The 11,867-nt window shown below is 63.1% G+C and carries 13 protein-coding genes; 8 read left to right on the top strand and 5 right to left on the bottom strand.

Annotated elements, in window-relative coordinates:
- Position 1: 1 nt before the first annotated feature.
- Together Q7F16_RS18750 and Q7F16_RS18745 are read right to left on the bottom strand one after the other, a co-directional pair.
- Complete coding sequence (locus Q7F16_RS18750) at positions 2–1,351, bottom strand: MATE family efflux transporter (protein WP_409556742.1); 1,350 nt, start codon at positions 1,349–1,351, stop codon at positions 2–4.
- Between the two features lie 213 nt (positions 1,352–1,564).
- Entirely contained in the window at positions 1,565–1,858 is a 294-nt protein-coding gene (locus Q7F16_RS18745; protein ID WP_003197447.1) for a hypothetical protein, read from the bottom strand.
- Between the two features lie 164 nt (positions 1,859–2,022).
- Here Q7F16_RS18745 and Q7F16_RS18740 point away from each other — a divergent pair, with 164 nt between their 5' ends.
- From Q7F16_RS18740 to Q7F16_RS18725, 4 genes are read left to right on the top strand one after another with little or no spacing between them, the layout of a single operon-like run.
- Positions 2,023–2,328, top strand: coding sequence for a MazG-like family protein (locus Q7F16_RS18740; RefSeq protein WP_003186192.1), 306 nt, complete (start codon positions 2,023–2,025; stop codon positions 2,326–2,328).
- The gene (locus Q7F16_RS18735; protein WP_014336398.1) at positions 2,325–3,074 is read left to right on the top strand and encodes a methyltransferase; all 750 of its coding nucleotides are present in this window, start codon (positions 2,325–2,327) and stop codon (positions 3,072–3,074) included. Before Q7F16_RS18740 ends, Q7F16_RS18735 begins: the two co-directional genes overlap by 4 nt.
- 12 nt (positions 3,075–3,086) lie before the next feature.
- The gene (locus Q7F16_RS18730; RefSeq protein WP_014336399.1) at positions 3,087–3,704 is read left to right on the top strand and encodes a DUF4136 domain-containing protein; all 618 of its coding nucleotides are present in this window, start codon (positions 3,087–3,089) and stop codon (positions 3,702–3,704) included.
- Between the two features lie 20 nt (positions 3,705–3,724).
- A complete protein-coding gene (locus Q7F16_RS18725; RefSeq protein ID WP_014336400.1) occupies positions 3,725–4,282 on the top strand; it encodes a DUF4136 domain-containing protein in 558 nt (185 codons plus the stop codon).
- A gap of 94 nt (positions 4,283–4,376) precedes the next feature.
- Here Q7F16_RS18725 and Q7F16_RS18720 read toward each other — a convergent pair whose 3' ends face one another.
- Entirely contained in the window at positions 4,377–5,231 is an 855-nt protein-coding gene (locus Q7F16_RS18720; protein WP_046064407.1) for a MaoC family dehydratase, read from the bottom strand.
- A gap of 2 nt (positions 5,232–5,233) precedes the next feature.
- On the bottom strand, positions 5,234–6,586 hold the full coding sequence (locus Q7F16_RS18715) for a 3-oxoacyl-ACP reductase (RefSeq protein WP_409556743.1): 1,353 nt from the start codon (positions 6,584–6,586) through the stop codon (positions 5,234–5,236).
- A gap of 258 nt (positions 6,587–6,844) precedes the next feature.
- On the opposite strand from Q7F16_RS18715, the gene Q7F16_RS18710 reads away from it, so the two are divergent.
- On the top strand, positions 6,845–8,122 hold the full coding sequence (locus tag Q7F16_RS18710) for an acetyl-CoA C-acetyltransferase (RefSeq protein WP_014336403.1): 1,278 nt from the start codon (positions 6,845–6,847) through the stop codon (positions 8,120–8,122).
- Here the strand turns inward: Q7F16_RS18710 and Q7F16_RS18705 are convergent.
- The gene (locus Q7F16_RS18705; RefSeq protein ID WP_409556744.1) at positions 8,109–9,137 is read right to left on the bottom strand and encodes a bile acid:sodium symporter family protein; all 1,029 of its coding nucleotides are present in this window, start codon (positions 9,135–9,137) and stop codon (positions 8,109–8,111) included. The genes Q7F16_RS18710 and Q7F16_RS18705 overlap by 14 nt on opposite strands.
- A 79-nt stretch (positions 9,138–9,216) precedes the next feature.
- Between Q7F16_RS18705 and Q7F16_RS18700 the strand changes: the two genes are divergently transcribed.
- The 3 genes from Q7F16_RS18700 to Q7F16_RS18690 all read left to right on the top strand — a co-directional run bounded on the left by Q7F16_RS18700 (position 9,217) and on the right by Q7F16_RS18690 (position 11,534).
- Positions 9,217–10,008, top strand: a complete 792-nt coding sequence (locus Q7F16_RS18700; protein WP_046064410.1) for an AraC family transcriptional regulator — start codon at positions 9,217–9,219, stop codon at positions 10,006–10,008.
- A gap of 239 nt (positions 10,009–10,247) precedes the next feature.
- A complete protein-coding gene (locus Q7F16_RS18695) occupies positions 10,248–11,141 on the top strand; it encodes a PA4780 family RIO1-like protein kinase (RefSeq protein ID WP_095974543.1) in 894 nt (297 codons plus the stop codon).
- A 228-nt stretch (positions 11,142–11,369) separates the two neighbouring features.
- Entirely contained in the window at positions 11,370–11,534 is a 165-nt protein-coding gene (locus tag Q7F16_RS18690; RefSeq protein WP_217870594.1) for a hypothetical protein, read from the top strand.
- Positions 11,535–11,867 lie beyond the last annotated feature (333 nt).

Raw genomic sequence — 11,867 nt, 5'->3', positions numbered from 1 at the left:
GTTAGTGGGCAGATGCGCCGAGCCAGCGATCGTGTCGCTGCAAGTGCCAGGCGAAAGCACCGAGGGTCAGGCTGCGCAGGGCCATGAACAGCAGGAAGGTTATCCACAGCCCATGGTTGCCCAGCCCTTGCAGCGCCCAGGCGATGGGCAACACCAGCAGCAGGGTCAGCAGCATGCCGTTGCGCATTTCCCGGGCACGGGTGGCGCCAATGAACAGCCCGTCGAGCAAGTAACTCCAGACGGCAATCAGTGGCAAGGCGGCGAGGTAAGGCAGGTAGTGATAAGCGGTGGCGCGCACGTCGGGTATGTCGGTCTGCATGTCGATGAACAGGTGGCCGGCGAGCAGGAACAGCAGGGCAAAGCCGAGGCTTGCAATCAACGACCAGCCGCACGCCACCACCAATGAGCGGCGCAGTGCCAGGCGATCGCGGGCGCCAATGGCATGGCCGCACAGCGCTTCGACGGCATGGGCCAGGCCGTCCAGAGCGTGGGCCGTCAGCAGCAGGCCGTTGAGCAGCAAAGCATTGGCCGCCACGGTCGCATCCCCCAGGCGTGCGCCTTGCACGGTGATCAGGAAAAACACCGCTTGCAGCACCAGGCTGCGGATGAAAATGTCTCGGTTCACCGCCAGCAGCGGGCGCCAACTGTGCCACAGCCCCAGGGCGGCCCAGGCGATCTGCCCGGGCCAGGCGCGCAGTGTGTTGCGGGCCAGGGCCAGGCCGACCAGCGCGCCGGTCCACTCGGCGATTACCGACGCCCGGGCCGACCCGGTCACGCCCCAGTCCAGGCCGATCACGAACCACAGGTTCAGGGCGATGTTTATCAGGTTGGTCACCAGCAGGATCGCCAGCGGGGCCCGGGCATTCTGGGCGCCGAGGAACCAGCCTACCAGCGCATAGCTGGCCAGCGCCGCCGGCAAGCCGAAGAGCCGGGTGTGGAAGAAGTCCCGGGTCAACTGGTTGAGCTCGGCGGACGGTTGCATGAAGTGCAACGCCACGTCGCTCAACGGCACGCCGATGGCACCGAGCAGCACCGCCAACCCCATCGCCAACAACAGTCCTTGCAGCAACACTTGTCGCAACGCCGCCCCATCACCACGCCCGGCAGCCTGGGCGGCGAACCCGGTGGTACCCATGCGCAGGAAACCCATGGCCCACGCCAGCACCGTATACAAACTCGCCCCGACCGCCACCGCGCCCAACTGATGAGCATGGGGCAAATGGCCAATGACGGTGCTGTCCACCAAGGCCACCAGCGGTACGGAAATGTTCGAGAGAATCATTGGCGCAGCCAGCGCCCAGACCCGGCGATGGGTAAGGCGGTCGCGCCAGTCGGTGGTCAGGTTGGACATGCGGGCTCCTTGATGGAGCGCGATTGTAGCGGGTTCTCGCCTGATCGTTCTTTGCGTAAGTCGGACCTGTTTGTGGCGAGGGAGCTTGCTCCCGTTGGGTCGCGTAGCGGCCCTGTTTTTTCGGGGCCTGCTGCGCAGTCCAGCGGGAGCAAGCTCCCTCGCCACAGGTGCCGTGTCCGGCGCGGGCCCTGTGGTGCTGGAGCGATGGCTAGACTAGTGAATGATCCAACTCAACAACCACAACCCCAGCACCAGCCAGATGATGCCCATGACGATCGAGGCCCGCATGAACGCGCGGATCGCCGAGTAGAGCAGCATCAGCCCGAGGATCAGCGCGATGATGCTGATGATCGAGGTGTCCATGCCCAGGGTGCGTGACAGCCCATCGACAAAATTGCCGCCGGCATTGGCCAGGGTGTTGAAGAGACCGCTGAGCAGGTCGACGATGAAACGGATCACCGAACCGAGCGCCTGGCCGAGCCATTCGAAAAAGCTTTCTACCTGCATAAGTGCATCCTGATGGGAGGGAATCTGCGCTGAGCCGTTGGCTCCTGATTGTAGGAGCTGTGGCGGCCGAGTTGGTTCGATTATGGGGCAAACCGTCGCTGCGTACCGAGACTCTTGCCTTCCCTGGTCATCCCCCTGAAGCTATGCGCATTCAGGAGAACCCGATGAACCTTGTTGAACTGACCGAACGCCTGCATGCCATTCGTGACCGTAACGACTGGCGGCAATTCCACAGCCCGAAAAACCTCGCCATGGCCGCCAGTGTGGAAATGGCCGAACTGGTGGAGATTTTCCAGTGGCTGACCGAGGACCAGTCGCGCCAGTTGCCGGCGGACAAACTGGCCCACGCCGGGCAGGAGGTCGGTGACATCGTGTTGTACCTGTTGCTGCTTTGCAGCGAACTGGGTCTGGACATGGACGCCGTGGTGCGCAGCAAACTGGCCGACAGTGAACGGCGGTTCGGCCAATGAGCGACCGTCATTTCGATCAGCTCGCCACGCGCTTCGCGGAAAAAATCTACGGCGGGGCCAAGGGCGCGATCCGCCTGGCGGTGCTTCAGGCCGATTTGCTGGAAAGCTTGCCACAGCGTCCGCTGCGCGTGCTGGACATCGGAGCCGGGCTGGGCCACATGTCGTTGTGGCTGGCCGAGCGCGGCCACCAGGTGACCCTGGCCGAGCCGGCCGAGCCCATGCTCGAAGGCGCCCGCCAGCGCTTTGCCGAGGCGGACCAGAGCGCCACGTTCATCCAGGCGCCTTGGCAGGACCTGCTCGGCCAGCTCACTGAACCCTACGATTTGGTGCTGTGTCACGCGGTGCTGGAATGGCTGGCCGAGCCCCACGCGATCCTGCCGGTGTTGCACCAGCTCACGGTCCCGGGCGGTTGGCTGTCCCTGGCGTTCTACAACCGCGACGCGCTGGTCTATCGCAACCTGCTCAAGGGGCATTTTCGCAAGTTGCGCAAAAACGACATGGCCGGTGAAAAACAGAGCCTGACACCGCAACAACCCCTTGATCCGCGAGAATTGGCGGCGCAACTTGAAGGCCTGTGGCAGGTCGAAAGCCAGAGTGGCGTGCGGGTTTTCCATGACTACATGCCGGTGGAGTTCCAGGGCCGCGTGGAGCTTGCGCAGTTGCTGGAAATGGAACTGGCCCACCGTCGCCATCCGGCGTTTGCCGGGTTGGGACGTTATCTGCACTGGATCTGCCGTCCAGTGTGACCGGAGAGCGAAATGAAAGGTCGTTCAGGGTTGTTGATGCTGTGCCTGGGACTGGCGGCCTGCCAGGGCAGCAACCCCTATGTCGCCACGTCCAATCCGCTGCCGCCGGCGCCGCCCGAGGCCGCCACGGTGTTCGACCGCAGCGCTTACCCTGCGCCGCCCCGTGACTACGGGCGCTACCGCAGTTGGGCCTGGCGCGACGGGCGCCTGCCGTCGGGTACCGCCTGGGCGGATTCGGCCCAGGTGGCCGAAGCGGTGAGCAATGCCCTGGACCAGCGTGGCCTGCGCCCGCTGCATGACAACCGGCCCGCCGACCTGTTCGTCAGCGCCGACCTGCGCCTGGAGACCCGCGTGCGCCAGGTCCGGGACGACTATGATGCCGGCTACTACGGTGGCTATAACCGTTATGACCGCTATGGTCCGGGTTATGGCATGTACCATCCGGTGCCGATGGTGCGCACGTATCAGGAGCAGGTCGTGGTGGTGCGGGTGGATCTGTTCGATGCCCGCACGGGGCAACCGGTGTGGAGCGCCAGCGCCGAGACCGGCCAGCGGGGCAGTCAGAGCGAGCGCACCGATGCCATTCGTGCAGCGGTGGAAAAAGCCATGTCGGCGTATCCTCCAAGTTGATTACGCAACGGAGAAAAACCATGTTTCGCCGTCTTGCTCTACTGGCCTTCACCCTGTTGTTGGGCGCTTGTACCTCTAACCAGGTCAACCATGATTTCGACACCAGCCGCGATTTCGCGGCGTATCGCAGTTGGAGCTGGAAAGACCCGGCGCTGCAATATCGCCCTGATGACCCTCGCATCAAGAGCGACCTGACCGAACAGCGGATCCGCCAGGCGGTGGCCGATCAACTCGACCAACGCGGCCTGCGCCAGGCCCCGGCTGGCGGGCGCGGCGATGTACTGGTCCAGGCCTATCTGATCGTCGAGGACCGCCAGCAGCAGGTCACCACCAACTATGGCGGCGGTTGGGGCAGCCCTTGGAATGGCTATTGGGGCGGGCCGATGTACAACGAAACCCGCAACATCAGCTACAAGGTCGCCACCGTGCAGATCGATCTGCTCGATGGCAAGGACGGCAAGCTGGTGTGGCGTGGCAGTGATGAACGAATGCTCAGCAACTCGCCCAACCCGACTGATCGCAACACGGCCGTGCGCGAGACGGTGGGGCGGATTCTGTCCAACTACCCGCCGCACTGACCACGGCGCATTCAAGATGGATGCAATCTGACCCACCGCCATCGCGAGCAAGCTCGCTCCCACAGGGGATGGGTGTAGAGGCCATTTATTCTGCTCAGGCCACCGGCCGCCACTCTCCCACCATATGCTCCAACTCCCCAGCCCCCATCAGTTGCAGTTGCCCACTGGAGCCTGCCGCACTCGCCAGCAGCGTGACTTCACTGGGCAGGCGCACCGGTTTCTTGAAGGTCACATCGATCTCGACGTTGGCGTCGGGCAAGTGGTCATCCAGCGCCGCCAGGGTCCGGGCCTTGTTCCACAGGCCATGGGCGATGGCGGTGGGGAAGCCGAACAACCGGGCGCTGATGCCGCTCAGGTGAATCGGGTTGTAGTCGCCAGACACCTTGGCGTATTGCCGACCGATGTCTGCCGGTGCGGTCCAGTGCGCGACTTCAATCAAGGGCTGGCTGGTCTGCGGCGAGTCCTCCACGAGTGCCCCGTCGAGCTGGACACCTTTGCAAAGCATCTGGCTTTGGGCCTCCCACAGCGTCCCCAATTGATCATCGAGGCGTGTCACCAGGTCGAATACCGCGCCCTTGGGGTGGGCTTGCAGGTTCTCGACGTTGACGCTGGCCCGAACCTGGCCAACCCCGCCCATGGGCCGCAATACACGAATGCGGTTGCTCAAGTGGATCAGCCCCAGCAGCGGGAACGGAAAATTCCGCGCGGTGAGCAATTGCATTTGCAGGGCGAACGCCAAGACGTGGGGATAGGTCGGCGGCAGCAGTCCGTTATCGACGAAACCGCAGACTTTGCGATAGGCCGCCAGGCGTTGCGGGTCGACCTGAAGCACCTGGCGCAGGCCTTCCTCGGGCAAGGTTGTTCCGGTGACCTTGCGCCGTGTCGCCGCTTTCGAATAAAGCCCGGACATCGATGGCGGGCTGCTGACTTCGTGCCATTGGATCGTCATGGTCACGCTCCCAGAAGGCTTTGCCCGCATACCCGCAGCGCCTGCCCGGTCACGGCACCCGTGCCCGGTTGTGCGAGCCAGGCCACGGCTTCGGCGACATCCTGGGGCAGACCGCCCTGGCCCAGGGAGCTCATGCGCCGCCCGGCTTCGCGCAAGGCGAAGGGGATGTCGGCGGTCATGCGGGTTTCAATGAAGCCCGGCGCCACGGCGTTGATACTGATGCCCCGTGGCTGCAGCAGCGGCGCCCAGGCCTGGGCCAGGCCGATCAGCCCGGCCTTGCTCGCCGCATAGTTGGTCTGCCCACGGTTGCCGGCAATGCCGCTGATGGACGCCAGCAGAACCACCCGGCCATTGTCGCGCAGGGTGCCGCTGTCGAGCAGGGCCTTGGTCAGCACTTGCGGGGCGTTGAGGTTGACGGCCAGTACCGCGTCCCAGAGCTCCGGGGTCATGTTGGCGAGGGTCTTGTCCCGGGTGATGCCGGCGTTATGCACCACGATGTCGACGCCGTCGGGAAGGTGTTCGATCAACTGGGTGGCGGCGTCTTCGGCGCAGATATCCAGCGTGACGCTGCGTCCGCTCAGGCGTGCCGCCAGGGCGTCGAGGTCGGTCTTGGCTTGCGGGACGTCCAGCAGGATCACGTCGGCGCCATCGCGGGCCAGGGTTTCGGCGATGGAGGCGCCGATGCCGCGGGCTGCGCCAGTGACCAGCGCCTTGAGCCCCGTGAGCGGTCGGGTCCAGTCCTGGACCTGAGTGTCACAGGCGTTGAGGCGAATGACCTGCCCGGAGATGAAGGCACTCTTGGGCGACAGGAAAAACCGCAGCGCACCTTCCAGCTGGCCTTCGGCGCCGTCGCCGACGTACAACAGTTGCAGCGTCCCACCGTGGCGCAGTTCTTTGGCCAGGGAACGGCTGAAACCCTCCAACGCTCGCTGGACACTGGCGGCGAACGGGTCGGCAAGACTTTCCGGCGCGCGACCGAGAATGACGACATGGGCGCTGTGGTCGAGGTTTTTCATCAGCGGCTGGAAAAATTCCCGCAGCTGCTTGAGCTGGTCGGCCTGCGCCAAATGGCTGGCGTCGTACACCACCGCCTTGATTTTCGGGCCATGGCCGGGGATCCACTCGGTGGCCAGGGTCGGCTCGCCGCCGTAGATGAAGATGGTGTCGGTCAGGCGCTTGGCAAACGTGCCGATCTGTTCGGTCAACGGCCCGCCGCCCAGCAGCAGTGCGCCTTCGATCGGCCGCAGGCGCCCGGCCTGCCAGCGTTCCAGGCGCACCGGCGATGGCAGGCCGAGGGACCCGACCATGCGCCGGCCAATGGGCGAATTGGCGAAGTCGATATAACGGTCAGACATGGAACACACTCCGGCTGATGAGGTTCCAAGTGTGGACCATGATTGGCAATCAGTCGTTCGATCGGCGAGATAAAGCCTAAGCTTGAGCGGGAGCGCTTTTTCCAGGGCACCGAATCCCTGTGGGAGCAAAGCTTGCTCGCGATGCAGACACCGCGTTTTTCAGGTAGGTCGCGTCATCGTTCATCGCGAGCAAGCTTTGCTCCCACAGGGTTCGGTTGAGTCTTCATAGGGCACTAGACCTACACAGGGGAGTTCTTCATGACACAACTACGCCGCGTCGCGATCATCGGTGGTAACCGCATTCCGTTCGCCCGCTCCAACGGGCCCTATGCCACTGCCAGCAACCAGGCGATGTTGACGGCTGCCCTCGAGGGGCTGATCGAACGCTACAACCTGCATGGCCTGCACATTGGCGAGGTGGCTGCCGGTGCGGTGCTCAAGCACTCCCGGGATATGAACATGACCCGCGAATGCGTGCTCGGTTCGCGGCTGTCACCGATGACGCCGGCCTATGACGTACAACAGGCCTGTGGCACCGGGTTGGAGACAGTGCTGCTGGTGGCCAACAAGATTGCCCTAGGCCAGATCGACAGCGGCATTGCCGGCGGCGTGGACACCACGTCGGACGCGCCGATCGCGGTCAATGAAGGGCTGCGCAGGATCCTGCTGCAAGCCAATCGCGCCAAGACCACCGCCGACAAGATCAAGACCTTCCTGCAACTGCGTCCCCAGCACCTCGTCCCCGACCTGCCGCGCATCAACGAACCGCGCACCGGCCTGAACATGGGTGAGCATTGCGAATTGATGGCCCAGACCTGGCAGATCCCCCGGGAGGCGCAAGACCAGTTGGCCCTGGAAAGCCATCAGAAAATGGCCGCGTCCTATGCCGAAGGTTGGCAGAACGACTTGATGACACCGTTTCTTGGCCTGACCCGGGACAACAACCTGCGCCCGGACCTGACCCCGGAAAAACTCGCCTCCCTCAAGCCGGCCTTCGAGAAAAGCGCCAAGGGCACGATGACCGCGGGCAATTCCACGCCACTGACCGATGGCGCTTCGTTGGTGCTGCTGGGCAGCGAAGAGTGGGCCAAGGCCCGAGGCCTGCCAATCCTGGCGTACCTGCGCGATGGCGAAACGGCGGCGGTGGATTTCGTCAATGGCGCCGAAGGGCTGTTGATGGCCCCGGTGTACGCCGTGCCGCGATTGCTGGCGCGCAACGGCTTGACCTTGCAGGACTTTGATTACTACGAGATCCACGAAGCGTTCGCCGCCCAGGTGTTGTGCACACTGAAGGCCTGGGAAGACCCGGACTACTGCAAGACCCGCCTGGGCCTCGACGCGCCGCTGGGGGCCATCGACCGCAGCCGGTTGAACGTCAAGGGCAGTTCCCTGGCCGCCGGGCACCCGTTTGCCGCCACGGGCGGGCGCATTGTCGCCAACCTCGCCAAGTTGCTCGATGCGGCCGGGCGAGGTCGCGGGTTGATTTCCATCTGCGCCGCCGCTGGCCAGGGCGTGACGGCGATTATCGAGCGCTGAGGACGGCGCCGTCCTGGCGGGACGCCAGTTCCCGGTGATGGCTGGCGTAGCGCTCGGCGAGGATCGAGCAGACGATCAACTGCAGCGGGTGATAGATCATGATCGGCAGCAGGATCAGTCCCAGGCCGGGATGGTTGCTGAAAATCAACGCCGCCATGGGCACGCCGGCGGCGAGGGATTTCTTGCTGGCACAGAACACCGCGGCAACTTCATCGGCGCTGCTGAATTTCAGGGCGCGGGCGGTGCGGGTGGTCGCCCACAAGATGATCGCCAGCAGCACGGCACTGCCAAGCACTGCACTCAATAGCACGCCGTGGCCTTGCTGTTGCCAGATGCCGGACACCATCGAGTTGCAGAACGCCGCATAGACCAGCAGCAGGATCACCAGTTTGTCGATGATGCTGGTGTAGCGCTTGTACCTGCCGAAAAAGCCAGCCAACCAACGCCGCAGGAACTGCCCCAGCACCAGTGGCAGCAGCAACATCATGCACAGGTCGAGCAAGGTGGACCCCAGGTCGATGCCACCGGCGCCGCTGCCGACCACGAAACTGACCAGCAGCGGTGTCAGGAAAATCCCCAGTACGCTGGACAGGCTCGCGTTGAGAATCGCCGCCGGCACGTTACCGCCGGCACTGCCGGTCAGCGCCACCGAGGACGAAATGGTCGAGGGCAGGGCGCACAGGTAGAAGAAGCCCAGCATCAGCAGCGCCGGCACATGGCTGCCGACTAGCCAGTGGCTGATCAGCCAGAGCAACGGAAACACGCCAAAGGTGAAACCCTGCACCATCACGTGCAGGCGGATGTTCTTCAAACCGTGGCGGATCTGTTCGCCGGACAGGTTGACCCCGTGCAGGAAGAACACCACGAAGATGCCGATGTTGACCACCCATTCGGCATGCATGGCACCGCCCGTGGCGCCAAAGGTTGGAAAGAAGTACGCCAGCAGCGTGGCGAGCAACATGCCGCACAGGAACCAGTCGGTCACCATGCGTTTGAGGTGTCTGAGGATATGCATAGGGCACCGCAAGTTGTAAGAAAAGTCGACATAGCCTAACGTCGTCCCTACTAGTCGTCTTGCGACATAAGGCCAATCAATGCCGCCTAACGGACACCAACAGCTCGAACGCCGCATCCCCGACCTGGCGCAATTGCCAAGGCCGCTGTACGCCCGTGTCGAAAGCTTGAGCGCCGGCTCCTGGACGCAAGCCCATCGTCATGACTGGGTGCAATTTTCCTACGCCATCAGTGGCGTTCTCGGCGTACACACCGCAGCGGGCAGCTTCTTTGCCCCGCCACAACGGGGCATCTGGATCCCGGCCGACCTGGAACACCATGTGGTGACCTCCACCCGAGCGGAAATGCGCAGCCTGTATGTGCATCGTCACGCCTGCCCCTGGGCCGATGAGCGCTGTCGGGTGCTGGAAGTCACGCCACTGGCCCGTGAGTTGATCAAGGTGTTCTGTCAGCTTCCGGTCGATTACCCGCAAGGCGACACCCAGGAACAACGGTTGGTGCAGGTGTTGCTGGACCAGTTGGCGACTTTGCCGGAGGTGGGATTCTCCCTGCCGCTGCCGCGACATGCCCGTCTGCTGGGGCTGTGTAACGAGTTGATCGAACAGCCTGAGCAGAGCGTCACCTTGCACGCCTGGGCTGAGCGCCTGGGCACGTCGGAAAAAACCTTGATGCGCCTGTTCCAGCGCGAGACCGGCCTGAGCTTTCGCGCCTGGCGCCAGCGCATGCGCTTGTTGTCGTCCCTGGGTTCGCTGGAGCAGGGCGACAGCGTCACCAGTGCCGCGTTGTCCTGTGGGTATGATTCAACGTCCGCGTTCATTGCGGCGTTCAAGGGGATGTTCGGGTTTACGCCGGGGGAACTGTTCAAGCATTGAGTCGTCGCACTTCCTACAGCCGATGATAGACATGGCTGTCAGCTCTTGTCGCAAATGCCTGGGCATTCAGTTAGCAATGCCAGGTTCGGTCTCGGCTATGATTCGGTTCGGTCGATTGATCCGGCACATTGTGTGCATCACAGGTTCATAGGTCGGCAACCCCTCCCCGTGGAGGAAGGATTGCCGTATAACGACTGTCATTCGCGTGTTTGGTAATAAAGGACCCACAATAAAAGCTGATGAAGACTCCAAAACGCATTGAACCCCTGATCGAGGACGGTCTGGTCGACGAGGTGCTGCGCCCACTCATGAGTGGTAAAGAAGCAGCTGTTTATGTGGTGCGCTGCGGTAACGAGCTACGTTGCGCGAAGGTCTACAAGGAGGCGAACAAGCGAAGCTTTCGTCAGGCGGCCGAATATCAGGAAGGCCGCAAGGTCCGCAACAGCCGTCAGGCCCGGGCCATGGCCAAGGGCTCGAAGTTCGGGCGCAAGGAAACCGAGGACGCCTGGCAGAATGCTGAAGTGGCGGCTTTGTTCCGCTTGGCTAGCGCGGGTGTGCGCGTGCCCAAGCCGTACGACTTCCTTGAAGGCGTGCTGCTGATGGAACTGGTGGCCGACGAGTACGGCGATGCAGCACCGCGTCTGAACGATGTGGTGCTGGAGCCGGACCAGGCCCGTGAATATCACGCCTATCTGATTTCCCAGATCGTGCTGATGTTGTGTACCGGTCTGGTGCACGGCGACCTGTCGGAGTTCAACGTCCTGCTCACGCCAACCGGGCCGGTGATCATCGACCTGCCACAGGCCGTGGATGCCGCGGGTAACAACCATGCCTTCAGCATGCTGGAGCGGGACGTGGGCAACATGGCGTCCTACTTCGGTCGGTTTGCCCCGGAGCTCAAGCGCACCAAGTACGCGAAGGAAATGTGGGCGCTGTACGAAGCCGGCACCCTGCACCCGGCCAGCATGCTGACCGGCGAGTTCGACGAGCCGGAAGAAATGGCGGATGTCGGCGGGATCATGCGTGAAATCGAGGCTGCTCGCCTGGACGAAGAACGCCGCCAGGCTGTCCGCGCCGCCGACGATGCCCCGCCCGGCAAGGCCGAAGAACCGCCTCCGCCATGGATGCAATGATCGGTTGAACAGAAACCCGGCCAATGGCCGTAATGCTGCTCAACTTAGAAAAAACGGCGCTTCTTTCAGAAATGGAAAGGCGCCGTTTTTTTTGGGGGGGAGTGTGTATATCCATTTCTGCGGTAACGGCGGCTTAGGGTTCCGCCCTTACGGCGGGTCACTTTTGAGAAGCGCAAAAGTAACCAAAACGCTTCTGCCCCACCACTCGGTGCCTCGCCTAGGCTCGGCATGCCTGAACGAAGGCGTTGCTCCGTGGGCCGCCGCGAAGGGCCATCCATGGCCCAGCGCGGCTACCTCGGCATCCATGCCGAGGTGCCCACTGCGCAACACCTTCGTTCAGCCATCGTGGTTAACGGGGCGCCCGAGATCAACGTCCACCGCGAGGCGGCCTGATAGCCGACCTGGTTCTGGGTGATTGCGTTTCTCCTGTGGGAGCGAGCTTGCTCGCGAATGCGGTGGCTCAGCCACATAGATGCTGGACATGCCCCCCGCTTTTGCTTTGCTTTGGATCTTGATCTGGACGCCCCGTTAACCACGATGGCCGAACGCAGGCATTGTGGAGTGGGCATCCCGGCATGGATGCCGGGATAGCCGCGCTGGGCCCAGAGTGTGTAAAAACACCGAAGCCAACCCTTGCTATGATTCCCCCAGGATTTCATCGCAAGGGCTGCCCATGAAACGCTTCATCCAAGGTGAACACCGAGGTCAAACTACCTTGCTCCCCGA

This window comes from Pseudomonas sp. Lb2C2, assembly GCF_052112205.1.
Classification (GTDB): Bacteria; Pseudomonadota; Gammaproteobacteria; order Pseudomonadales; family Pseudomonadaceae; genus Aquipseudomonas; species Aquipseudomonas kilonensis.
Note: the sequence above shows the minus strand (reverse complement) of the source record. Positions and strands in the feature narration are given on the sequence as shown.